The 25202-nt window shown below is 50.3% G+C and carries 23 protein-coding genes; 2 read left to right on the forward strand and 21 right to left on the reverse strand.

All coding sequences use genetic code 11. The annotated features are described in order from the left end of the window. Positions 1–155: 155 nt before the first annotated feature. The 12 genes from PVA01S_RS01900 to rpoD all read right to left on the reverse strand — a co-directional run bounded on the left by PVA01S_RS01900 (position 156) and on the right by rpoD (position 13810). The gene (locus PVA01S_RS01900) at positions 156–1325 is read right to left on the reverse strand and encodes an ROK family protein (protein WP_164751714.1); all 1170 of its coding nucleotides are present in this window, start codon (positions 1323–1325) and stop codon (positions 156–158) included. Positions 1326–1580: 255 nt separating this feature from the next. Next, the gene (locus tag PVA01S_RS01905; protein WP_127604736.1) at positions 1581–3596 is read right to left on the reverse strand and encodes a methyl-accepting chemotaxis protein; all 2016 of its coding nucleotides are present in this window, start codon (positions 3594–3596) and stop codon (positions 1581–1583) included. Positions 3597–3644: 48 nt separating this feature from the next. After that, positions 3645–4796, reverse strand: a complete 1152-nt coding sequence (locus PVA01S_RS01910) for a Gfo/Idh/MocA family protein (RefSeq protein ID WP_127604738.1) — start codon at positions 4794–4796, stop codon at positions 3645–3647. Positions 4797–4812: 16 nt separating this feature from the next. Next, complete coding sequence (locus tag PVA01S_RS01915) at positions 4813–5781, reverse strand: ABC transporter permease (protein WP_054796372.1); 969 nt, start codon at positions 5779–5781, stop codon at positions 4813–4815. Beyond that, entirely contained in the window at positions 5762–7255 is a 1494-nt protein-coding gene (locus tag PVA01S_RS01920; RefSeq protein ID WP_127604740.1) for a sugar ABC transporter ATP-binding protein, read from the reverse strand. The genes PVA01S_RS01915 and PVA01S_RS01920 overlap by 20 nt, the downstream gene beginning before the upstream one ends. 85 nt (positions 7256–7340) lie before the next feature. Beyond that, positions 7341–8504, reverse strand: a complete 1164-nt coding sequence (locus PVA01S_RS01925; RefSeq protein ID WP_054799207.1) for a levoglucosan dehydrogenase — start codon at positions 8502–8504, stop codon at positions 7341–7343. 34 nt (positions 8505–8538) lie between these two features. Further along, complete coding sequence (locus PVA01S_RS01930) at positions 8539–9723, reverse strand: substrate-binding domain-containing protein (RefSeq protein WP_127604742.1); 1185 nt, start codon at positions 9721–9723, stop codon at positions 8539–8541. Between the two features lie 27 nt (positions 9724–9750). After that, positions 9751–10566 carry a sugar phosphate isomerase/epimerase family protein gene (locus PVA01S_RS01935; protein WP_127604744.1) on the reverse strand — a complete coding sequence of 272 codons (816 nt, stop codon included), beginning with the start codon at positions 10564–10566 and terminating at the stop codon, positions 9751–9753. 130 nt (positions 10567–10696) lie between these two features. Beyond that, positions 10697–11728: a Gfo/Idh/MocA family protein gene (locus PVA01S_RS01940; RefSeq protein WP_127604746.1), complete on the reverse strand. Its 1032-nt coding sequence runs from the start codon at positions 11726–11728 to the stop codon at positions 10697–10699. Positions 11729–12067: 339 nt separating this feature from the next. Continuing rightward, the gene (locus PVA01S_RS01945; RefSeq protein ID WP_054796374.1) at positions 12068–12394 is read right to left on the reverse strand and encodes a YnfA family protein; all 327 of its coding nucleotides are present in this window, start codon (positions 12392–12394) and stop codon (positions 12068–12070) included. A gap of 24 nt (positions 12395–12418) precedes the next feature. Then, entirely contained in the window at positions 12419–12643 is a 225-nt protein-coding gene (locus PVA01S_RS01950) for a hypothetical protein (RefSeq protein ID WP_230876074.1), read from the reverse strand. A gap of 48 nt (positions 12644–12691) precedes the next feature. Further along, positions 12692–13810, reverse strand: a complete 1119-nt coding sequence (rpoD, locus tag PVA01S_RS01955; RefSeq protein ID WP_127604748.1) for an RNA polymerase sigma factor RpoD — start codon at positions 13808–13810, stop codon at positions 12692–12694. 354 nt (positions 13811–14164) lie between these two features. Between rpoD and PVA01S_RS01960 the strand changes: the two genes are divergently transcribed. Then, on the forward strand, positions 14165–15373 hold the full coding sequence (locus PVA01S_RS01960) for an MFS transporter (RefSeq protein ID WP_127604750.1): 1209 nt from the start codon (positions 14165–14167) through the stop codon (positions 15371–15373). Between the two features lie 45 nt (positions 15374–15418). Beyond that, complete coding sequence (locus tag PVA01S_RS01965) at positions 15419–15637, forward strand: hypothetical protein (protein WP_127604752.1); 219 nt, start codon at positions 15419–15421, stop codon at positions 15635–15637. Between the two features lie 45 nt (positions 15638–15682). On the opposite strand, the gene PVA01S_RS01970 is transcribed toward PVA01S_RS01965, so the two are convergent. The 9 genes from PVA01S_RS01970 to PVA01S_RS02010 all read right to left on the reverse strand — a co-directional run bounded on the left by PVA01S_RS01970 (position 15683) and on the right by PVA01S_RS02010 (position 25132). After that, on the reverse strand, positions 15683–17377 hold the full coding sequence (locus tag PVA01S_RS01970) for a GMC family oxidoreductase (RefSeq protein ID WP_127604754.1): 1695 nt from the start codon (positions 17375–17377) through the stop codon (positions 15683–15685). Then, positions 17374–17937: a gluconate 2-dehydrogenase subunit 3 family protein gene (locus tag PVA01S_RS01975; protein ID WP_127604756.1), complete on the reverse strand. Its 564-nt coding sequence runs from the start codon at positions 17935–17937 to the stop codon at positions 17374–17376. The genes PVA01S_RS01970 and PVA01S_RS01975 overlap by 4 nt, the downstream gene beginning before the upstream one ends. A 41-nt stretch (positions 17938–17978) precedes the next feature. Further along, positions 17979–18803, reverse strand: coding sequence for a phosphoenolpyruvate hydrolase family protein (locus PVA01S_RS01980; RefSeq protein ID WP_127604758.1), 825 nt, complete (start codon positions 18801–18803; stop codon positions 17979–17981). Beyond that, positions 18796–20031: a Tm-1-like ATP-binding domain-containing protein gene (locus tag PVA01S_RS01985; protein ID WP_127604760.1), complete on the reverse strand. Its 1236-nt coding sequence runs from the start codon at positions 20029–20031 to the stop codon at positions 18796–18798. Before PVA01S_RS01985 ends, PVA01S_RS01980 begins: the two co-directional genes overlap by 8 nt. 32 nt (positions 20032–20063) lie before the next feature. Continuing rightward, positions 20064–20489: a cupin domain-containing protein gene (locus PVA01S_RS01990; RefSeq protein WP_054796380.1), complete on the reverse strand. Its 426-nt coding sequence runs from the start codon at positions 20487–20489 to the stop codon at positions 20064–20066. A gap of 27 nt (positions 20490–20516) precedes the next feature. Then, positions 20517–21368 carry a sugar phosphate isomerase/epimerase family protein gene (locus tag PVA01S_RS01995; protein ID WP_127604762.1) on the reverse strand — a complete coding sequence of 284 codons (852 nt, stop codon included), beginning with the start codon at positions 21366–21368 and terminating at the stop codon, positions 20517–20519. Positions 21369–21392: 24 nt separating this feature from the next. Continuing rightward, positions 21393–22496 carry a substrate-binding domain-containing protein gene (locus PVA01S_RS02000; protein WP_054799204.1) on the reverse strand — a complete coding sequence of 368 codons (1104 nt, stop codon included), beginning with the start codon at positions 22494–22496 and terminating at the stop codon, positions 21393–21395. 90 nt (positions 22497–22586) lie between these two features. Then, the gene (locus PVA01S_RS02005; RefSeq protein WP_054796384.1) at positions 22587–23624 is read right to left on the reverse strand and encodes an ABC transporter permease; all 1038 of its coding nucleotides are present in this window, start codon (positions 23622–23624) and stop codon (positions 22587–22589) included. Beyond that, positions 23621–25132, reverse strand: coding sequence for a sugar ABC transporter ATP-binding protein (locus PVA01S_RS02010; RefSeq protein ID WP_218029622.1), 1512 nt, complete (start codon positions 25130–25132; stop codon positions 23621–23623). Before PVA01S_RS02010 ends, PVA01S_RS02005 begins: the two co-directional genes overlap by 4 nt. Positions 25133–25202 lie beyond the last annotated feature (70 nt).

The following is a 25202-nucleotide window of genomic DNA, read 5'->3' on the forward strand; positions in this document are numbered from 1 at the left end:
TTTTGATATGGGTTTGCAAGTCCAAAATCATTCCTTGCCTTACGGCAGCCACAACGAAAAAGCCCCGAGGACTCCCCACTCAGGCCCGCTCACAGGACAAGTGGAGTCTCCAAGGCTATTCATTGCACATAACGAAGGATCCCGTGTTTTAACGGTTATTGAAGCTTGGCTTTCGGTTCAAAAAACGTATGCGCATTGTCATCCGTAGAATTGATGATTAGTTGATCTATGGTCATAAAAGCTCCGCCAATCAATCCGGCCTTTCGTCCAAGAATCGATTTATTAATGATTAAATTACGGGTTGCGAGCGGCAGGGATCTCTGATAAATCCCTTGTCTTATAGCTGCCAATACAATATCGCCAAATTCGGATACGCCGCCGCCAATCGAGATTAATGAAGGATTGGAATAATTAACGAGAGATGCGAGGACTCGCCCTATTAAAGCACCGCTATCGCGAATTAACTCCACCGATAAGGAATCCAGTCTTTGAATGCCGAGGCCTATGTCTTTAAGCGTTAGCCCTCCTTTTTCCTCTACGATATCAAGCAAGAAATCGCTTCTCCCGGCCAATGCCAGCTCCTTCGCCTTCGAGGCAATCGCCTTCCCGCCTGCAACCGCCTCTAGACAGCCTGTATTGCCACACCAACAGTTGACATCCGCACCGACATCAAAATGGCCGATATCCCCGGCGCTGCCGCTGGAGCCGCGATACAGTTTGCCGTCGTAGATGATCCCTGCGCCGATACCCGTCCCGATTTTAATATAAATTAAATTGTCTATTTCGAAGTTTAATCCCTTGGCATGTTCCCCTAAGGCCATAATGTTTACATCGTTATCGACATAACAGGGGCAATCAAAATATTGAGACCAGAACTCCCGGATCGGATAGCGGTCCCATCCCGGCATAATCGGCGGTGAAATCGGCAGGCCGGAAGCAAATTCGACGGGGCCGGGAATTCCGATGCCGATCCCTAATACCGTGCTCTTACTGATATGATGTTCGAGCATCAATTGTTCTACCATTTTATAAATATACGTTAATACGGTCTCCGGACCTTCGCTCAGGTTAACCGGCGAACGATCATAACATAAAATATTACAGTCAAAATCCGTTAGTGCCACTTGGACACTGGACGTTCCTAATTCGACCGAAATGATATAACCGACGTCTTTATTTAACGTATATAGCCTCGGCTTTCTGCCGCCGCTTGAATTTCCTATATTGGAAACTTGTATTAAATTTTCTTTGAGCAAACGTTCGATATGGTCTGATACAGCGGATAAGGATAGCCCGGATACGGCTGCTACATCCGTTTTGGCCATCGGATCCTTAGCTCTTCTTATGATCTGGAGAACATTTGCAGTCATGGAAAGCAACGTTATTTCACCACTTTCATATTTCTAAATACAAAACAACACTTGCAGGTTGTAACAAGCGTTGGTTTGGACGGTTGTATCCTAATCTAATATAAAGGCCCTCCATCTAATAGTAAATCATTTTCTATTTCCATACTTAAACACGAGGGGCTATCCCGGAAGTCTGTTTAAACTTTTAGGATAGCCCCGTCAGCATGCATCCTATTCACTTATTTTGAACTTGGATAAGGATTCCTTCAGCGCATCCGACAACTGCTTGAGCTGCGTCGACAGCCCAACAAGCTCACGGCTGATTTTCAACTGCTCGCTGCTCTGAGAGGCAACCTCTTCGGACACGGCGGACGCTTGCTGGGATACCGCGCTAACGTTGCCGATCGATTCGCCAAGTGCGGTTTGCGATTCCTTCAATTGCTGAATCAATAACGTGCTGTCGCCTAATTTGCTGATGACATGCTCCATCGAATCGTGCACGCTCTGAAATATCGCATTCGCTTCCTTGACGGCATTCACTTGAGCGGAATAAATCTGCCGCGATTCCAAGAACGAGGAGACCGTTCCTGTAATCTCCTCCTGAATCGCATGGATGATCCCAGAGACGACCTGGATCGATTCCCTCGATTGGCTGGCAAGGCTTCGCATTTCTTGGGCAACCACCATAAATCCTTTACCTGCTGCGCCGACCCTGCTGGCTTCAATGGCTGCGTTCAATGACAAAATATTGGTTTGGTTATTGATTTGCTCCATCACCTGGATGATTTTTTCGATGGATCCGGTACTTTCTTGCAGCCGTCCCATTTTGTCGGCCATTGTACGCAAAGTATCTTCGGCTGTGTAAGTATCCGTCATGAGGTTGCTCATATGATGAATGCCTTCATTACTTATCAGCATGACTTCAGATGCGGATGCCGAAATTTCCGAATTGCTCTCCGCCACCGACAACAGCTGCAGCTGGGTGTTTTGCGTGATTTCATTGCTGCGCATCGCTTCCTCGGCCAGTGTTCCGGCTCCTGAGGCGATACTTTCCGTAGCCATCGCAATCTCTTTGGCGGAAGTCGAAGTTTTGTCCGATCCGGAGACGATCTCATTGGCCGTATGAAGAACTTTGCCTGCAAGAACGCTTGTATCGCTAATAAGCGATGTGATTTTCTCAATCATTTCGTTGAAGCTGTTTCCCAACTGGCCGATCTCGTCTTTACTTCTGTGATCCGACTTTACGGTTAAATTCCCTTTTGCTCCTGTTTGCATTAAATCGCGAATTTGGATTAACGGTCTGCCGACTCTTCTTACAATTAAATAACCGATGACAACAGCCAGCAGAGCGGCCGAGATTGCGCACAGGACGGTGATACGGAAAATATAATTAGCTTCGGCGTACAAAAACTGCTTCGGAATAAAGCCGATTAAGGACCAGTTCGTCACATCGGACACCTTGTAAACGACTAAAGCTTCCATCCCGTTTGCCTTAATGCTGAATTGCCCCTCCGCTTCGTCCAGCTTAAGCGAAGCAACCTGATCGGTAAACGACGGGTCTGTGCTTGCTACGACTTGACCGGAAGACTCCCGAATCAACACATTGCCCGATTCCAGCTTCACCTTGTCCAAGGTTTCCGACAGCAGATTCGCATCAAACTCGATCAACAGTACGCCAACCGTTTCGTTTAATGAGTTTTTCAAGACTTGTGCAACGGCAAATAGTTGGGTGTTTTCCTTCCCCAGACCTAGATAACCCCGCTCGCGAGGCGCAAGCCAGAAAAACTTGCCGCCGCCTTCGATTGTCTTTTTGTACCAATCCTGCTCCATAAATTGAGTTGGAATTTTTTGATTCGATGTACCGAAAGAACCCTTTTCGTTCAACAGGTAAATGCCCTCGGCATTCGGATTCGAGTGAAGCAACAGGTTCATCGAACTCAATATTTTCCGATGGATGGCGACTCTTTCATCCTGATCGACCTCAAAATACAGGAGCTTCCACATCTGATCCATAAGCTCGGTATTGGTTTGGATTTGGCTGGATATCGTTTCGAAATCACGAAACATAAAATCCAGCTTTTCGCTCGCTTGGACGACCGTCTGCAACGATGCTTTGGAAACCTGACTGCTTATCGTATTTTTGGAGATATTATAGGAAACTAAACCAACCGTTAATACAAAGGTCACGATGCTGATAAAAAAAATAAGGAACAACTTGGTTCCAACAGATTGAAATCTACTTATCAAGCGAATGGCCGCACCTTCATTCTCTATGGAATATGAATTACGATCATCTTAACTGACCGTCTCTACTTTGACCCAGCTTCCGGTGTCGGCGCTTTTCACGATGGCATCGATAATCAGCATAATTTGATACCCTTCCTTGAAAGAAGCGACGGAATCCGAAATCAAGGACTTCGATCTTACAGCATCGTAAAAGTTTTGCATCATGTTTTTGAGGCTTTCTGTCCAGCCCTCTTCATGCCCGCCGGGATAGTGCAGGAAGGGAAGCGCTTCTTTCTTCAACAAACTCGGGTCTCTCAAGACGGTTTCGCTCGGTTTGTCCCGATATCCCACGACCAATCGAAACGACTCCTCTTGCTTCCAAGAACCGGAAGCAAGGTCGCCGTCTAAATTTAACTCCAGCGCATTTTTGTTTCCTGCCGATACTTGGGAAACGGTAAATACGCCCCTCGATCCGTTGTCGAATTTGACCAATACCGAGCAGTAATCTTCGGTTTTGATTTCAACGGGCTCTGTCTCTTTCTGTTCGCTTGCTTGAAACGTCTGCTGCCCCTTTAACGGTTTATAGCGTATAGGGTAAACGATCGATGTATCAGCCAGAACCTCCGTAATTCTCGCCCCTGTCACGTATTGTGCAAGGTCGAACAAATGGGAGCCGATATCGCCGATGACACGCGTGCGTCCGCCATACTCGGGTTCTATGCGCCAGTTATAATCGGTTTGGTACAACAACCAGTCTTGTAAATAATGGCCTCGGACAATTCGGATATTGCCCAAATCATGTTCCCTTACCATACCGCGCAGATGCTGAACCATAGGGAATTGCCGGTAGTTAAAGTTGATTCCGGTTACGAGATCTTTCCCTTTGGCCAAATGGTACAATTCTTTCGCTTCTTCGCTCGTCAACGTTAATGGCTTCTCGGAGAGCAGGTGTTTCCCGTGCAATAAGATCTGCTTACTCGTCTCATAATGCAGGTAATTAGGCGTACAATTATGAATCACATCGATATCCTTATCCTGCAGCAGGTCCATATAGTTCCCGTAAGCTTTAGGAACGTTCAACGATCTGGCAGCTTCTTCAGCCTTCTCTTGGCCATTCTGTGCGACTGCAACCACATCGACAAAGCCAAGCCGCCTTATCGCTTCAATATGGGCTTGCCCGATAAACCCCGCTCCCAATATCGCTGCTCGTAGGTTTCCCATAGCAAATCCCTTCCCATCACTTGGCGACAGCTTTTCGCCCGAACGCCACCGCGAGTATGATGATGAGTCCTTTCACGATCATTTGCTGGCTGACATCCAATCCCATAATAATCAATCCGTTATTAATCGTTCCGATCATCAGTGATCCGATGACGGTCCCGATGACCGTACCGACACCTCCGAACAAACTGGTACCTCCCAAAATAACGGCAGCGATAACGGACAATTCATCTCCCTCGCCGAAGGTGTACCGTCCGGAGTGCATCCGTCCCGCATACAGCATCCCGGCAAGCCCAGCCATCACGCCGGAGCCGATCAATACATACAATTTCGTTTTCGTTACGTTAACACCGGAAAATCTCGCGGCGCTTTGATTGCCCCCGGTTGCCAGCGTTCTTCGCCCAAATGCGGTTTTCCGCAGAACAACGTGCCCGAGCACTACCGCTATGACCGTCCAGAATAATAAGACCGGAATACCGCCGACATCGCCGGAGCCGAAAATATAAACAAACGTTTTGTCAATAATCGGAACCGGCGCCGTATTGGTCACCCACATCGCCAATCCCTTCGTCACGCCCATCATGCCTAGAGTCACGAGGAAGGAAGGGATGATGACCTTCGTCACCAGCAATCCGTTAATGAGCCCGATCAGGAAGCCTGTGCCCAAACCGGCAACGATCGCTCCGATCATGCCGAAGCCCGCTTCCAGCGCCATGGCCGACGTTAGAGAGGAAAGCGCCGCGATGGAACCGACGGACAAATCGATTTCAGCTGTACTGATGACGAAGGTCATCGCCACGCCCATAATCGAAATGATCGCGGTTTGGCGCACAATGTTTAAAATATTGTTCGTTGTCAAAAATCCTTCATCGCTCAAAGTCACAGAGAAATAAATTAATACGCCGATGAAGGCCAAATAAACGATATATTGTCTCCAATTAAACTGCCTAAGCAATGAAACTCCACTAGAAGCCTTGGATTGCATGCTGCAAATCCTCCTCTGATTTGATGTCCTCACGCATAAATTCCTTAACTACTTTCCCGTCATGAAAGACGAGTATTCGGTCGCTGACAGCCAGAAGCTCTGTCATTTCCGAGGAAATAAGCAAGATGCTCTTTCCTTCATCGGCCAAATCGCGTACCATATCGATAATCTCGACTTTAGCCCGGATATCGATCCCGATGGTCGGTTCATCTAACATAATAATATCGGGCGAATTGGCCAGCCATTTGGCAAACACGATTTTTTGCTGGTTACCGCCGGATAATAACCGCGATGTTTTGTTAATGGAGTCTGTTTTAATGTTCAGTTTTTTGACCCATTCCTCGGAAATTTCATTTCCTTTTTTGTCATTGACAAGGACGTTGGTAATCTTCGAGAGGGACGGCAGCAGAATGTTATCTTTCACTTGAAGATCCAGGATCAATCCCTGAACTCTTCGGTCCTCAGGCACCAATGCAAGTCCGCTGCGGATAGCGTCTTGCGGCGACCGGATTACGGTTTTCTGGCCTTTTATATAGATGTCTCCGCCGGTCACCGGATCGATCCCAAACAACGCCCGCATCGTTTCGGTTCGTCCGCTTCCCATTAAACCCGCGATCCCCAAAACTTCCCCGTGCTTCAATTTGAAATTGACACCGTTCACCCGGTTGTTTGTTTGCAAATTATCCACTTGAAGAATAACGGTTTCGTTAGACTTGCCTTTTCGTTCTTTCCATTCGAATTTTTCCAAGTTTTTACCGGCGATGTGCTGAATCACGCTGTCCATATCCAATTGGCTTGTTTCCGCCGTGATGATGTGACGTCCGTCACCCATGATCGTAATTCGGTCGCAAATTTGAAAAATTTCATCCATGCGGTGCGAAATATAAATAATCGAAATTCCTTTTTGCTTCAATCGTCCGATAAATTCAAACAGCACTTCCGTTTCCCGCTTCGTTAATGAGGATGTGGGCTCATCCATAATCAATATTTTCGTTTCTTTCGACAGCGCTTTCGCAATTTCGGTCATTTGCCAATACCCGACTCCCAAGTCGGCTACGACGTCATTCGGTTTAATATCGACATCCAGCTCTTCGAGCAGCTGCTTGGTCAGTTTCACGCATTTTTTATCGTCGATGAACCCCATCGCTGTTTTCGGTTCCCGGCTCAAAAATATATTTTGGGCTACCGTTAATGTAGGAATCAGACTGAACTCTTGAAAAATCATCGATACGCCATTCTTTTCCGCATCGGTCGGCGTCTTGATCTGCACTTCAGAACCGTTTATATAAATTTGTCCGGCATCCAGTTCATAAACGCCCGTCAAAATTTTCATCAAAGTCGATTTACCCGCACCGTTGCCGCCCATCAGGGCATGAACTTCTCCCTTTTTTAATTCGAAATGGACGTTATCGAGAACTTTGATTCCGTTAAATGATTTGGAGATATCTCGCATTTCCAAAAATGGCGTTTCCATAAGAAGTCCCCTTTGCAAGGATTCTAACGGGACGGCACTCCGCCCCGTTAGAAAATCACTTTATTCGCATTCGCAGTTCTTGATCTTAGATCGTTTTAACCCATTTTTCGCTGTTGGCAGACTCAATAATCGCATCGGAAATGACAGCAATTCGATAGCCGTCGTAGAAATTCGGTGAAACGTCCGTATCGTTCACAATAGCCGAAATAAAATCATGCGCTTCGATAATTTTGGTTTCGGTGTAGCCAATGCCTAGTGCGGGAATCGGCCACAACGCTTCGCCGTACGGATGATTAGGCCCGGTATAAATCGTTCTAAAGCCGCGTCTGTCGCTCGGATCGTTAGAGAAGCAAACCTGCAGCTCGTCACGACGCTCATAGTTGAAATAAATGGAACCCGTTTCGCCGTGAATCTCGAAGGTCAAGAAGTTGTTGCGTCCCCATGCGTTGCGCGTAGCTTCTATGCTGCCCACGGCGCCGTTCTCAAAACGAAGCAAGGTGCTCACTTCATCGTCAACGTCTACCGCTTCTTTCTTCACGTCGCCGCTTGCCTTCACCGTTCCCAATTTATCTACAGAACCGGATTGAATCGGACGCTCTTTAATGAAGGTACTCGCCACACCCATAACCTCAGTAATTTCGCCAACCAAGTAACGGGCAAAGTCAATAACGTGCGTGCCGATATCGCCCAGCGCTCCGGAGCCGGCAATATCCTTCCGGAATCTCCAGGAGAGCGGCGAGGCCGGATCCGCCGACCAATCCTGCAGATAGGTTCCGCGGAAATTGAGGACTTTCCCGATAGCGCCTTCTTCGATATACTTCTTGGCCAATGCCACGGCAGGAGTACGACGATAGTTGAAAGCGACCATATGCTTAACGCCGGCTTCAGTGACCGCATCCAGCATCCGTTTCGATTCTTCTCCAGTTCTGGCAAGCGGTTTTTCGCAGATGATATGTTTGCCGGCTTTGGCAGCCGCAATCGCAATCTCCGCATGAGAGTTGTTCGGGGTAACGATATCGATAATGTCAATCTCCGGATCCTCGACAACACGTCTCCAATCCGAAGAGTAGGATTCAAATCCGTAACGATCTGCTGCTGCTTTCGCTAATTCGTCGTTGATATCCACGACCGTCTTACGTTGAGGAAGAGCCGGAGCCGGCCAGAAAAACATAGGCATTCCCGCATAAGCCAACGAGTGCGCCTTCCCCATGAAACCTCCGCCGATCATAGCTACATTTAATTTACGCATTGTTTTCTCTCCTCTTTATATAAGAATGATTTCATTATTTCTTAGCAGCGTTTTGAATGGTGTTCGGAGCGTCAACTTGATATACCGTTTTCCAGGAATCCAGGATATTTTCTTTCGTTACTTGAAGCGCAGGCACCGCTACATATGGAGGCGTTTCTTTGCCAAGCAGCGCATAAGCGGCCAGAATAGCTTCCGCGACACCTTGGTCGTAAGGCAGCTGCGCGCCGAGACCTTTAATCATCCCGCCTTGGGCAATATCGAGCGCGACATTCGTGCCCAGGTCAATCGTCGTAATAGCCAGATCGTTTCTACCGGCTGAACGGGCAGCGGCAAGCGCTCCTTCTGCAGGCACATCCCATACTACGAAGATCCCTTTAAGATTCGGATGCTTCGTCAACATAGCGGAAGCAACTTTCTCGCCGTCGTTCGGTCCTGCAATACCGCCGCGCTCCACGATCTTGATGTTCGGATAATTCTCTTTGATTGTTTTTTCAAATGCATCCGTTCTTTGTTTCGTTACAAAGAAGTCCGCATCGTGGAAAATAACGCCGATATCCCCTTGCTCCCCAATCGCCTTCGCCATCACATGAGCCGCTTCTACGCCATTGCCGTAGTTATCGGCGGATACGACGCTGACATAATCTTTACCGTGCTCCAAGCCGTTCGGTTTATTATCCATGAATACCAATTTCACGCCCTCAGCAGCGGCTTTTTTATAAGCAGCGGCCGTAGATACAGGATCTACCGGGATACTGACAATGATATTCGGCTTTTTGGACAAGATCGTTTCAATGTCGGATACTTGTTTCTCCGATTTGAAGTTAGCATCTGTCGTTGCGATCACTTCGATACCCATTTTGGCAAAGGTTTCTTTCAGTCCTTTAATTTGTGCTGTCGACCAGTCGTTACCGGCATAGTGCATAGCAAGTGCAGCTTTATAATTTCCTTGCTTGATTTTGGCCAATTCTTCAGGAGTCAACTGCAGCGTTTTGGCGGATACAGCGTTCTCACCGTTAGGACCTTTACTTAAAATTTCTTTGTTCGGAAGGCTTTGGTTAATTGTCAGCGGACCCGTTTGCTCATTGGCCGGCGCAGCGGCAGGCGTCTCTGCTTTTCCCGAGGCTTCGCCGGCGTTTCCATTGCCGCCAGTTCCACAACCAGCTAATACTAAGCTGAATGCCAAGGTCAGTACCGATAATGTGGAAAGCGCTTTCTTCATGATGAAATGACCCCCTTCAACTTTTGCTTAATTTATATTTAATTGATCCTGAATAAACTTCTTGCTGATTTGGGCACCCTTTAAAGGATCCTCATAGCTATCCAGCTCGACCGTGATCCAACCGTTGTAGTTGTTCTTGCGTAAAGCGGTTACCATTTCAGCAAAGTTCTGATGACCTTCTCCTAACGGCAAGAAAGCGCCGTTCGCATAATCTTTGAAATGGATATAGAGGATCCGATCCATATATTTCTTCACCGTAGCCACAGGGTCGCCGCCGCCCGCTTCGATATGCGCCGTGTCCGGACACAGATTAATGGACGTAAGCTCCATAATTCGATCCAGTTGATCCGGTCCTTGCACAATCGTACCGAGATGCGGATGATAGCTTGGAATCAAATTGTATTTGACCGCAATAGCCGCGGCACGATCCAGCGATTGCGCCAGTTCCGTATAATCGGAATCCAAAATTCCCGCAGCGCGAATAGCTCCGCCTCCGATAACAAGATGCTGCGCGCCGCATTGGGATGCGAATTCGGCAACCTTCTCGATTTTGTGAAACTCATCGTCCTGGATATCCTTATAAATAAAATTGGCTCCGGTGTAAACGCCGATTAAGGTTAAGTCATAGCGCTTAAGCAAGTCCGTAAACGCCTCGGGCCGGTCTGCATACTGCATCAAATTCCCGTCAAAAAGTTCAATCCCTTTGTATCCTGCCGCAGCGATATCTTGAATCGCTTGCTCGGTAGACCCATTCGCTAAATAATAAAGATCCTTCACTGAGGTTACGCCGGCCGGATGCCCAACGACTCCGCCCCATGTATTCGTCTGGTAACCCAACTTCATATCGAGGCCTCCTTATATTCAGATGTAAATTAATCGCTTACATATCGTTCAAATTAACTATATTCCAATACCTTTTAACTGTCAATGTTAAAAGTAAGTCTAAAAACATTTTATTTCTAGTTGAAAAAACTTAGATTGTTGCAATCAACGAAATATTTTTCTTTTCATTCGCAGCATGTATGCCTGCCAGTACGATTTCAAGCGCCTTGTAGCCATCGATTCCTGTAACCGAATGTCCCTGTCCGCTCAAAATCCCTTCCACGAAGTGATCGATGATGCCTGAATCGGTTTGTCCGCCGGCTTCGTTCGTCTGCATTTTATCCATTTCATACAACTCACGATGCTTGTTCAGATGCTCGACAATCAAGCCGAACTTGTCATCCGTACCTATTTTCAAAGTTCCCTTCTCACAATAAATGATCGTGGAGTTATTTTCATTAGGATAATAGGTCCAGCTCGCTGTCAATGTCCCGATTGCACCTTTGTGCGTTTTGATCGTAATCACCGCATGATCGTCGACATTCGTATTTTTATGCAAGGTTCCATACATGGCGCTGACTTCACTGACTTCATCGTTCAACAGCCAACGAATCAGATCCGCTTTATGAACTCCTAAGTCTCCCAGCACACCGGCGAAGGCTTCATCCTGGTTAAAAAACCAGCTTTTGCTGCCATCCACGCTCCAGTTTTCCGGACCCGAATGACCGAAGGTCGTCTGAAAGCTTAATACCTTCCCCAATTTTCCTTCATCCAGTATTTCTTTCGCTTTGAGATGTACCGGCATAAAACGCTGGCTGTGGCCAATCATTAATTTAACGCCCTTCTCAGAAGCGGCGTCCACCATACTCTTCGCCTCTTCCAAGCTGGTAGCCATCGGCTTTTCACAAAGTACATGCTTCCCTGCATGAATCGCATCCAGCGTAATGGACGCATGAAGAAAGTTGGGAGCACATACCGATACAGCCTCAATCTCTTCGCATGCCAATAACTCCTGATGCGTTTGGAACGCAAATTTCGCTCCGAAGGTTTGAGCTACTTCTTTAGCTCGTTCCAGGTTAAAATCACAAACGGCTACGATTTCTACATCGCTTCTTTTGCTGTACTCCGGCAAATGACGTCTTTGCGCAATTGCCCCGCAGCCGATCACACCAACTTTTAGCATATATTCACCCTTTTCTTTTTATTTTGTAAACTATACTTAAAACTATATTTGATATACTTTTAACTGTCAATATTAAAAGTATGTTTTTATAAAGGAAATCCAGGTTCTACAAGCGGGAAAATTCACCGTTTATTCATAATTTGCAAACGAAAAACCTCCAGAACCAAGTGACCCTGGTTCTGGAGGTTACCCTTTCCTCCGATATTGCAGCTTACAAGCCCGGCTCCAACGGCGGCAGCCGGGGAGCGGTCCACGCTAATCAGGCGCAAAGCTCCGATTTCGGTGCGGCGGGCCCTGCCGGGATTTCTCCCTCCTGCCGCCATGGTTCTGCCTCGACATTCAGTTTCTGGGTGCCCACAACATGATGCACACACCCGCAACGCAAACGGCCGCTCCAATCCAGTCGTAATGATCCGGCGCCTTCTTATCTACGACCCAGCCCCACAAGACGGCGAGAACAACAAACACCCCGCCGTAGGCTGCATACACCCGGCCAAAGCTCGGAAACATCTGCAGAGTGGGGATAACGCCGTAGGCAATTAACACAAGGCTTCCCACTACTCCGTACCAAACAGGCTTGGACTCTCTTAGCCACAGCCAAACCAGATAGCCCCCGCCGATCTCCGCAACCCCGGCTATGACGAACAACAGAATGGCAACAAACATCCGGGCCATCTCCTTCTGGATATTTTATTTTGAGATGTCGCGCCACTCCACGATAAACTCGCCTTCGTAATCGCCCCCCTCAAACTTGCTGACTTCCTCGAGAGCATTCCCGCATTCGCAGGATATTTGGTCTGCACCGTAATTGTCTGTACCAAAAACAATTTGTTCGTTGCGGTAGTAACGCCGCCCGGGCGTTACCTTATACTCTTCGCCGCATTGCAGGCAACGAATGATGAATCCCGATTCCATACCGCCACCATCCTTCATGTATATTTTATTCCCGTACCTGTTCCAGTCTTATTCCAGAAAATCTTTCAGAAGCTTGCTGCGGCTCGGGTGTCTCAACTTGCGCAGCGCTTTCGCTTCGATCTGGCGAATCCGCTCTCGGGTAACGCCGAACACTTGGCCCACTTCCTCAAGCGTACGCGTGCGTCCGTCAGCGAGTCCGAAACGAAGGCGCAGTACGTTCTCCTCGCGCTCCGTGAGTGTATCCAATACGTCCGACAACTGCTCTTTCAGCAGCTCGTAAGCTGCGGCGTCAGCCGGCAGCAGCGCTTCCTGATCCTCGATAAAATCGCTCAAGCTGGAATCGTTCTCTTCTCCGATCGGTGTTTCGAGCGAAACCGGCTCCTGCGCGATTTTAATAATTTCCCGTACTTTTTCCGTCGTCAGGTCCATCTCCTTCGCAACTTCTTCCGGCGAAGGCTCCCGCCCGAGGTCTTGCAGCAGCTGCCTGGAGATGCGGATAAACTTGTTGATGGTCTCAACCATATGCACCGGGATGCGGATGGTCCGGGCCTGATCGGCGATAGCGCGGGTAATCGCCTGACGAATCCACCAGGTCGCATACGTGCTGAATTTGTACCCCTTCGAATAATCGAACTTCTCGACCGCCTTCATGAGTCCCATATTGCCTTCCTGAATTAAATCGAGAAACATCATGCCTCGTCCGACATAGCGTCTGGCAATGCTGACGACAAGACGCAGGTTCGCCTCGGCCAATCTCCGTTTCGCTTCTTCATCGCCCTGTTCGATCCTTTTCGCTAAGCCGACCTCATCCTCTGCCGAAAGGAGCCCCACGCGTCCGATTTCTTTCAAATACATGCGTACAGGGTCATTGGTTTTAAGGCCCGGCGGCAGCGACAGGTCATCGTCAGCCTGCATCTCGTCATGCTCCTGAACGTTAGACCTTACAGAGAGCCCGTCATCCGTATCGTTGCCGATCTGAATACCAAGCTCAAAAAGCTGCTCGAAAAACTCGTCAATTTGTTCCGGTTCCTGATCAAATGGGGCGAGCTTTTCCATAATGGCTTTATAAGTTAATGAAGAATGTTGTTGGCCCTGAAGGATTAACTGCTCCTTCACCTGTTCAAGCGTAAGTTCTGTCTCTGATCCAGCACGGTGATCGTTCTCCATCGTCCAACGGCCCCCTCCCAAGTAAGTCATCTTTATATGTATCACACTCTTGATTAAATTGTCAACGAGCAACTTATTAATATATCACAAATTATTTATTTTGTCAATATCTTTTTTCCTTGGCGGCGTGCGGGCCCTGCCATGCTTCACTGATAAATAGTTGTCATGCATATAATTGTTATGATAATATTATACATGCGATATAAAAGGAGTGAACGTATGCGAAACGACGAATCGCCAGGTTTCATCATTAGCGCATAGGCAGAAAACTAATCCAAGGCCTGACCCTGCGGTTTCAAGCTTATTACGCCGGCGCCGGCGTTTGAACAAAACAAGGAAAGAAGCGAACAAGACATGCAGAAACAAGCGTTATGGAACCTCAATTTTTTAGCAATCTGCTTCAGCAGTTTTTTTATTTTTATGACCTTCTACGTGTATGCAGTTACGCTCCCGACGTTCGTCCTTGAGAGCTTGGGCGGGGGACAACAAGAAATAGGTCTTGTCACTACGGTTTTTGTTATAGCTGCGGTTATTTTCCGGCCTTTAACGGGGAAATGGCTGGATGAATGGGATCGGAAGAAGCTGCTCTTTCTTTCACTCGTCCTCTATACCGTTTGCTGCATCCTTTATTTGTCGGTAAGCAGTATGAGCATGCTGCTGCTGCTGCGCATCGTGCATGGCGTCGGGTTCGGCATAGCCGCAACGGCCTTTTCCGCCATTGCGGTGGATACGGTACCCGCAGAGCGCAAAGGAGAAGGCATCGGATATTTCGGGCTATTTATGAGCCTGGCTATGGTCGTCGGGCCGTTCCTCGGCATAACCGTAATGTCAAGCTATGACTTTACCGTACTCTTCGGACTATGCATAGCGGCCTCCGTGCTCTCGTTCGTATGCGGCATGATGACCCGTATTCCCGAGCGCGTCACGGTCAAACTTGCGGGGATCCCCTGGAGCTGGAACCGGTTCATCGAACGCCGGGCCATTCCCATTTCAATCGCCGCAAGCGTATTGGCTTTTTCCTACGGGGCAATTTCCACCTTTATTTCCGTCTACGCCAAGGAACTCGGATTACCGCAGTACGCCAGCTATTTCTTTATGGTATTTGCGGCCATCATCTTAATTTCCCGACCGTTTACCGGCAAGCTGTTCGATCGATTGGGCGCGCATGTATTGGTTTATCCGGGGCTTGTTTTGTTCGTCGGCGGCATGATCGGGTTAAGTCAAGCGCATTCCGCTTTCATCTTTTTGCTCACCGCCGGCATCATCGGCCTAGGCTTCGGCGCGCTGCTCCCAAGTTTTCAGACCATTGCCATCCAATCTTCGCCGGCTCACCGCAGCGGACTCGCCACGGGTACATACTTTGTCTTCTTCGATACGGGATATGCCTCCGGCTCTTATATTTTGGGGGTTATCGCCGCCCATACGAACTATCGCACCATGTATCTTATAGGCGGTTTGATCGTCGCGCTAACGATCGTCATCTATTACGGGCTGCATCATAAACCGCAGATGCGTTCACGCGAAAGAAACGACATCGCGTTCTTCCAAAGCGAAAAACCTTGATCGCTCAAGGTTTTTCGCTGTTTTATATGGGTTACTTGGCCGCCGATGCCTTTCCTTGCAGAGCTTTGGTGCAAACCAAACGGGGAATGGGATGAGAACGCGCTGTTCAAGGAATCGATCCAGAACGGGGTTATTTTCGCCCCCGGTACGACGCTCGGTTCCAGCCGAAACTTTATGAGGTTTACTTACAGCCGTACGGAAGCCGGCAGCATACGCGAGGGCATACGCCGATTTGCCGAAGCCTTGAGGCGATTCAAGCGCTAAAAGGTCCCGTGTTTGATAAACACGAAACCTCCGCTTTGCCTGCTATTATATACGGTTTAGCAATCGATCCGCCGTCATATAAGCCAAGGCCATGATCGTTTCCGTCGGATTATAGGAAGGAAAGGTCGGGAACTGTCCCCCTCCTATGGCATACAGTCCTTCGCATTCATGCACTTCTCCGAACGGACTGACAACCGATGAATTCGGGTCCCAACCCATCCGGTGGGTGCCGACGTCATGAACGGACACATGGTAAGCGGGAGCAGGCGAATCCTCCCACCATTCGCTCATCCCCATTTCCTGCGCGATTTGCCGCTTGATTTTCATGAAATATTCGACGGTCTTCTTATCGTACTCCGTCCAATCATGCGTGATTCTTAACGCCGGTTGGCCAAATTGATCCTTCACGACCGGATCAAGATCACAATAAAATCGGCGGGAAGGCAGCGTGGAATGCTGCGAATACATCCTGAAGAGCTTTCTGTAATTTTCACTCATCCAATCCTTGAAGCCCTTTCCCCATCTCGGAACGTGCGGAGGAAGGCCGTGGGCGGTTTCAAGCGGCTGCATATCGCCGGTCCAAGTATTGATCGGAGACCCCCAAAGAACCCCTTCCTCATTATCGGGAATCAATTCCGACGTAAAATCGTCAATTACGGAGCCCCCCTGCAGCGATCCCATGAACGGATTCGTCCAGTACGGCAAAATGCCGGTGAACCAACCGAAATTGTGCAGCATCAAATGCTTGCCGACCTGCCCGTTCTTATTGATCCCGGATGCCAGAAGCAGTCTTGCGTTCTCGAGAGCGTAACAGCCGAGAATCACAATGTCGGCCTCGAGTTCCATCGCTTTTCCTTCCGAGTCGAAGTAAGAGACGCCTTTGACCCGGCCGGTTGAATCGCGATTCACGCGGAAAACCCGGACAAAGGGGTGTATCTCCAGATTTCCGGTTTCCTCGGCGGCGGATTTAATGATTTCATGGGTCGATATTTTGGCTCCAACGTGACAAGGGTAACCATGGCAAAACCCGCAATTGGTACAGGCCGATCTGCCTTTATAATCAACCGTAGCTATGGCCGTCGGCGTCGGGAACGGATGATAGCCCAGACGTTGGGCCGCATCGGCAAATAAATGATCGGTTGATCCGCGCTGCATCGGAGGCATAGGATACCCCCGGGTGCGAGACGCTTCAAACGGGTTCCCGCCCGGCAGGCGCTCCCCATTCATATGCCCTGCGCATCCGGATACCCCGATCTCCCACTCCACACGGTCATAATAAGGCTCCAGCTCTTGATAGCTTAAGGGCCAATCGACCAAGGTCGTATCTTCCGGGAGCGCCGCTTCCGAGAAGCGTTCAATAACCGTGCTTCGCATACTGAAATCTTTCTCGCGGAACCGGAACGCAGCCCCGCCCCAACTGATCGTTCCTCCTCCCGTTCCGATAGACGGCGGAATCTGAAAAGGATCGCCCAGGCCAAGCTTATTCGATGCCCAGGGCAAAATAACAGCCGCTTTGCCTTCATTCGGCCTCCAGGTTAGCGGATCCTTTCCCATATGCGGCACAATGGCGCTCCGGCGGTAATACCGGATTTCATCAAACTTGGATTGAAAATCGGATTCCTTGTAAAAGGCCCCTTTTTCAAGTCCGACCACCTTAAGTCCCGCGCGGGCAAGCTCTGTCGCTACAATGCCTCCCGATGCGCCCAAGCCGACTACGATAGCGTCAATTCGTCCAGTCATGGCTTCACCCCGCTTACAGCCGATCGGTTCGCTTCCTGGCGAAGGTCGGCAAGAGTCAGCACTTTCATTTGTTTGGCGTCATAGCCTAACTGCATCTGCTCGGCCGTATACCCCCACTGGGCGCCGGGAAATCCGACCAGCTTCCAGCCGACCGCATCCCGGTTCCCGCCGTAGAGAGGATCGCCGAACGTTCCCTCCAGCGTATGCTCATACACAACCGCAAAAAATTGCGCCAGACTGTCCGGCTCCTCATCGGTAAGCGAGCCCTCGATTTCATGAAGCATCCCGTCCTGCTGTTCTTCGGTAAGCTCGACAAACGGAGCTCCATACCGCTCTTGGCACAAACGGTCGAAAGCTGTAATTCCTTGTCGATAAAAGGTTTGGAGGTGGCTAAAATAGCCACCCAGCGCCCGATCGATGTAAATAACGGCTCCGGCTTCCCGTGCGCCCGGACTTAACGGATCGCTTGGAATGATACGGGCGGTAATAGCCTCGATTGTGCCGGCTTCCTCGTCATTAAAAAACATATACGTCTGAACGTTTTCCCCGCTCGCCGTCATTGCCGATTCTCCTCCCTGTATGTCGACTGGTATGTAACGCACTAGCCAAGAGGCAAAGCTTTAAACCGCCGTGTGTTCTCCGTTATCGCGATCTCAACCGGCAGCCGTTCCATGCTTGAGGCTCCGAAAAAACCGTCGATCCCTCTGGTCCGCTCCAGCACGTAGCGAACGTCGTCCGGCTCTGCCAGGGGGCCGCCGTGGCAGATGACCAGCACGTCCGGATTCGCCTCTTTGGCAGCGTCGTGCATAGCTTGAATGGCACGGATGGAATCGTCCAGGGTCATCGTGCTTTTCGCTCCAATTGATCCTTTGAGCGTCGTACCTACATGGGCCACGATGACATCGGCGCCGGCTTCTGCCATGGCACGGGCTTCATTCGGATTGAACACATAGGGGGTGGTCAGAAGGTCCAGCTCATGGGCAATTCTAATCATATCGACTTCACGGTCATACCCCATTCCCGTTTCCTCCATATTTTGCCGCAGCTGTCCTTCATAGAGCCCTACGGTTGGGAAATTTTGCACGCCTTTAAATCCGATTCTTTTCAATTCCTCAAGAAAAATAGGCATCTGTCTGAAGGGGTCGGTGCCGCATACGCCTGCAAGCACAGGGATGTTCTTCACAACCGGTATAACTTCGCCCGCCATCTCCACAACAATCTGGTTGGCATCGCCATAAGGCATCAAGCCGGCAATGGACCCGCGTCCCGCCATTCTGAATCGGCCGGAATTGTAAATAATGATCAGGTCGGCTCCGCCCGCTTCCGCACATTTGGCGGAAATTCCTGTTCCCGCGCCAGCGCCGATAATCGGCAGCCCTTGGGCCACCTGATTGCGTAATCGTTGTACAATTTCTTTTCTACTCATGACGAAGCACCTCGCTATATTTGATATATGCATCTAGCTTTTCGGCCATGGCCTGGGCAAAAACCGGATCGTTGATGTCCGTGTCCATGATCACCACCTCAATATGGGGAGCGAGCACTTGCCGCAGGTTATCAACCAATGCCCGGTCCGCTTGAGGGTCGTAAAATACTTCCCCTTGTTTGGCAATCGAAGAGATGCCCTTGAGCGGAATAAAGACACTCACCGGACCGGTTGCCATGTTTAACTTGCGGCCTATGATTTTCCCTAATTCCGCACACTCGTCAGCGGTAGTTCGCATCAGCGTAACGTTCGGGTTGTGTCTATAAAGCGTCCTTCCCTGGAAGCGGGCCGGAACGGTATCGGGCGTCCCGAAATTAACCATATCGAGCGCGCCGAGCGACACGACCTGAGGAATGCCGAGGCGGCCTGCCGTTTCAAGCCTGTCCGCTCCTGCCGACAGCATACCGCCGACCCATTCGTCCGCAAGCTCTGTAGTCGTCAAATCAAGTGACGCACGGATGAAGCCGTCCTTCATGAGTCCCTCCATGGCGCGCCCTCCCGAGCCGTTGGCATGAAACACCAGCACTTCATAACCGCGTGCTTCCAGCCAATCGCGCGCTTGCAGCACGCAGGGCGATGTAACCCCGAACATGGAAACGGACACCAGAGGCCTTGCTTGTTGGTGCGGCTTATAGGCGGCGCTCGCCCGGGCCATTCCGGAGATGGCGGCAGCCGCATTGGCAAGTATTTTCTCCGAGATGGAATTAATCCCGGCGATGTCCACAACGGAATACATCATCGTAATATCCGACTGGCCCACATACGAACGAATATCGCCGGACGCGATCGTGGATACCATCAGCTTGGGAACGCCGACCGGCAGTGCGCGCATCGCATGAGTAGCTATTGAAGATCCCCCCGAGCCCCCCAACGCCAGCACGCCGTGCAGCCGTCCTTCTTGATACAGTTTGCGAACCAACTCCGCCGCCCCGGCCGCCATCCGCTCCATAGCGAATCCCCGGTCGTTTCGCTCAATAAGAACGCCGATATCGGTTCCGGCTGCCCGGGCCACGTCTTCCCTGGTCAGGTGCGGCGAAATCCGGGGACTGCCCAGGACGCCGACATCGATAACGATCACTTCGCAGCCTGCAGACCGAATACGATCCCTCACAAATTCATATTCATTGCCCTTCGTATCCAAAGTTCCTATAAGAACTACCGTTTCCATCGCCAGAACCTCCGTCGGCATTTTGTCTCCCTTTAACGCTTGGGCTGCTGAACGGGGGGAACCGATCTGAAGTCGGGAAGCTGCCGCAATTCCTTCTCCGAGCCCGGGGGCGAATACACCACGAATACTTTCATCGGCTCTTTACCCGTATTAACGGTATAATGGTACCTGCTTTCGGGAACATAGATGGTGCTCCCTGAAGCGACCGTATAAACGATGGGATTGCCGCTTGCATCTTCCACCATCTGTTCCCCTTCGCCGGAGATGACATAGATAAGCTCCTCCGCGCCCGGATGGTTGTGACGGTCGTGCCCCTGTCCCGGCTGCATCTCGACGATACCGGCGCTAAAGCCGGCCGATCCGGTCACTTCGGGCGTGCATGTCATCACGATGCGGCCCCAGTCAAACAGCATCGTCTCAACTTCATGCGTCTCGATAACGAAATGTTTACCGCTCATCCAGAAAGCCTCCTCTCGAATTTGCTCTTATTTTTTCCCTTCCGCTTGATCGATTAACGGCTTGAGGTATTCGTAGGCTTGGCGGGCTACAAGATCCGGCTCCACATCCCGGCGGTCAAATCCGATTTCCATCGCCAGATAACCGTCGTAGCCGATATCCTTAAGCGCGTTAATGACGGAGACGAAATCCCCTTTGCCTTGTCCCGGCGCAAGCCGGTCATTATCCGAAATATGGATGTGGTGAAGATGTTCGCCCATTCGGTAAATGTAATCTGAGGACACCTCTTTACGGTAAAGAGCGTGGAACGTATCGAACATCACCTTGACGTTCGGTTCGTTAACCTCTTCCATCAAATTCAGGGCATCGTCGCACCGGTCCACAATGTTGCTGTCATGCGAGGTAGGCTCGATGACAAGCGTTACCCCGTAATCCGCAGCCGTCTTGGAAATTTCCTTCAATGCCTCGGCGCTCCAAGCCCACGCTTGTTTAAGGCTTGTGCCGAAAACTTGCCAGCCGGGAATGTACAGCACCGTTTTGCCTCCCCAATAGGCGCACAATTCGATGACGTCTTTATAATGCTCGATCGTGTGGCGTCTCTCTTCCGGGATCGGCGAAGCGACATTATGGCCGGGACCGCCGCTAAGGCCGGGCAGCATGCTGGATACTTCCATTCCGTAATGCTCCAGCACCTTCTTGATATGCTCGCGCCTCTCCTTGGTCGTCGTGGGCGGGTAAGCATGGGGACTGGCTGCGCCGATCTCAATCCCTTCGTAACCGATTTTGGAGAGGCGCTTGATCACCTCTTCCAGCGGATAAGCGGGCAGCCAAACCGGGAAACTCGCATAGGGCCAAGTGTTAAAGGACAATTTCATCGTCATGATCGAAGACCTCCCAAAGTTATTTTAATAAGTGGTGCCGTTATACTTCGCTACGTTCTCTTTGGTCACAACCGGGGATTCCAGTTTAATGAATTCAGGCATCGGTTCGCCGACCAAAGCCTTGGCAGCCGCAATCACGTTCATCGGCGCAATGACCGGATAAACGGCCGTACCCGCGATTTCTCCATCCGAGATGGCATCGAATGTCGTTTGCATACCATCGATGCTGATCAATTTAATTTCGTTCTGTCTGCCGGCCGCCTTAATCGCCTGTAAGGCGCCCATGGTCATCATGTCGGCGTGGGTATATACGGCGTCGATTTGCCCCTTGGGAAACCGCTGCAGCAGATCTTCCATCACTTTCAGTCCCTGTGCCTGGTCATAGTTGGCATGCTGACTGGCGATGACTTTAATGTCCGGAGAGCCGGCGATGGCATCGGTGAACCCTTTGTGCCGATCGATGGTAGGCGATGCCGAAGGGCTTCCCTGCAGTTCAACAACGTTGCCCTTTCCATTTAACAGGGTAACAAGAGATTGGCCCGCATTCATCCCCAAATCCAAATCATTGGCTTTGATCGTCGTCAGCACTTTGGTGTTAACGGTACGATCGACGGAGATCACCTTGATGCCCGCTTTCACAGCCCGTTCAACGGCAGGAACAAGCGCATCTTTCTCGACCGCGTTAATGATTAAAACCTGCACGCCCTTGGAAATAAAATCATCCACGATACTCGTTTGAACGCTCGGATCGTTTTGTCCGTCGCCTACCAGCAGTTCCATGTTCGGAAAATATTTCTTGGCCGCTTCTTCCGTTCTGCTCTTCAAAGCCGCGCCGTAAGGAAAAGTCAAAGAAGCGACTGCAAAACCAACTTTACCTTTAATGGAATCGGGGGAAGCCTTCAGCGTTAATGCCTCCTGACACTCCTTGCCGCAATAGAGCCCATAGTCGATTGGAACGGGCGCAGCGGAAGTCCCGGCTTTGGCCGCTCCTTCCGTTGACGAAGCCGATTCTTTGCTGCCGGTGCCGGCCCCGGTGCCATTGTTGTTGCTGCTGCCGCTGCCGCATGCCGTCATGAACAGCAATAACGCGGAAAGTGCTGCCGAAGTCATGATTCTCATGAGATTCATTGTTTTTCAATCCTCCTTTTTTGGCTTTCAACAACCTTCCTGCTCCACGAACGACGATACGATCCCCCCTTTATGTAATCAAAGCCCTTATTAAAGACCCGACCACTGCTGTTTGATCCGCTGCTTCAAGCCCTGGGTTGTAAACAATACGGCGACTACAATAATGACCCCTTTCGCTATTTGCTGATTGAAAGGAGAGACGCCCAGCAGATTCAGAAGATTCGCAACCATGGCTAATAAAAGAACCCCGGCAACCGTGCCTGCGACACTCCCGCGCCCGCCCATTAAACTGGTGCCGCCGATGACAACGGCAGCTATGCTGTCCAGCATAATGAAGCTGCCCGCTGTCGGATGGCCGACATACAGCCTGGCGGTCGTCATTAATCCGGCGAGCGCTGCCGACAAACCGCTAACCGCATAAACTGCAAGCAGGATCCGGGTCGTTCTCACGCCGGAAAGACGCGCCGCCTCCAAGCTTCCGCCAATCCCGTAGACAAATCTGCCGAATGGCAAATAACGCAGAACGATTCCGGCGAGTACCGCGCTTAGTATAAAAAGCAGAACCGGCCCGGGTATGCCCGCTATTTTGCCGTTGCCAAGCAGCTCGATCATGGCGCTGTTAGCCTTGAAGTCGATAGGCGTTCCTTTGGTCAGAAGCAGCGCAACGCCATTGCCTGCCGCCATCGTCGCAAGCGTCATAATGAACGGTTGAATGCCTAGAAACGTGGCCCCGATTCCGTTAATCAGGCCACCGCATACGCCGATGATCAGCGCGATCAGGATGGCTCCCGTTACGGGAATCCCTTGCTTGATCATCGTGGCGAATGTAACCCCGACGACAGCGAGAATGGCGCCTACGGAAAGATCGATACCGCCCGTCAGGATGACAAAGGTCATGCCGACAGCCACTACGCCGGTTATGGAAGCCTGACGCGCCACATTGATCATGTTCTGCAAGTTATAAAATTCCGGCGCCAGGATGGCGGTGAGAATAAACATGACGATAAAAAGAAGGAGAGTCACCTGATAATTTTGCATCACTTGGAAGACCATCTTACCGCTGCCTGCATGGCTCTTGGGTACAACTGCGCTTTCATGATTCACCTGATGATTCGCTTCGCTTTTCACTGTGTCATCCCTCCTACGGCATATTTCATAATCGTTTCCTCGGAAGCGGACTGTCGATCCAATTCTCCGGCGATCTGTCCTTTATGCATGACAAGAACGCGATGGCTATTTTCTAAAATTTCAGGCAGCTCGGACGATATTAAAATCACACCCATGCCCTGCTCGCAAAGCTCCCGGACGACTTTATATATTTGTGCCTTGCTCCCGATATCTATCCCTCTGGTCGGCTCATCCAGGAGGAGAATGCCGATGCCTGTTTCCAGCCACTTGGCCAGAACGATCTTCTGCTGGTTGCCGCCGGATAAACTCCCGACGAGAATCCCCAATCCCGGCAATTTGATCTGCAGCGATTCCACATAGCGGTTGGCAACGATTCGTTCTTTGCGGCGGTGTATCCATTTCGGCTTTGAACAGGCCATGAACATATTTTGCAGCGCGGAAAGATTTTTGAACAATCCCTGGCTCCCGCGGTCTTCGGGAACCAGGCCAATCCCGTTATCGACCGCTATTCTCGGGGAGGCGATTTTGATCTCGCGCCCGCGAACGAATATTTTGCCGGCGTCTATCGGATCTGCTCCGAATATCGCTCTGGCCAGCTCGGTTCGGCCTGCCCCTCTTAGACCTGCAATTCCTAGAACCTCCCCTTCGTAAAGGGAGAAATGGATATCCTTAAAGACCCCTCTTCGGGACAGCCCTTCGACCCGCAGCAGCTCCCGACTTTTCTCATGGCCCGACCTGCCCGCGGGGGCACTGCTGATATGACGTCCCACCATCTTCCCGACCAAATCGTCGGGATTCGTCTCTTCCATGCTGCCTGCGTCGATCTGCTGCCCGTCCTTCAAGACTAAATACCGGTCCGCCAAGCCGAATATTTCATTCAATCTGTGGGAGATGAAGATGACGCAGACGCCGCGCTCCTTCAGCATCCGCACAATGTGAAGCAGCCTATCCACATCTTCTCCGCCCAGGACGGCAGTCGGTTCGTCCAAAATCATAACACGCGCATTCCGGTAAAGCGCTTTGGCGATTTCAAGCATTTGCTTCTCGGCTATACTAAGCGCGGAGACAGGCTTCTCAACCGGCAAATGCACGCCGAACTCGCTAAGGAACCGCTGCGCTTCCTCTTGCAGCGCTCTCCAATTGATGAAGCCTTTCGTCTGGTGATAACTGGTAAAGAATAGGTTTTCGGTAACGGAAAGATGAGGAAATAAATTAAGCTCTTGATACACGGTTACAATCTCGTTTTTCTCGGCATCGAGAGGGGTATGAAATTCCACTTGCCGGCCGCTCATGAATATTTCGCCGGTATCGGCTTTAATGGCGCCGGAGAGAATTTTGATTAACGTCGATTTACCGGCTCCATTCTCTCCGACGAGAGCCAGGATTTCGCCGGAATTCATCTTCAAATTGACGTTATGTAACACTTTAACGCCGGAGTAACTCTTTGAAATATTTCGCATTTCCAAGAACGGGGTTCCTTGAACATCATCGACCTGTTTATTCACCACAAGACACCACCCTTTATTTTCCATAATGTCTGCATCATGGGATGTAACCGGTTACAATTGATTTAATGTG

The organism is Paenibacillus validus NBRC 15382, assembly GCF_004000985.1.
Classification (GTDB): domain Bacteria; phylum Bacillota; class Bacilli; order Paenibacillales; family NBRC-103111; genus Paenibacillus_G; species Paenibacillus_G validus.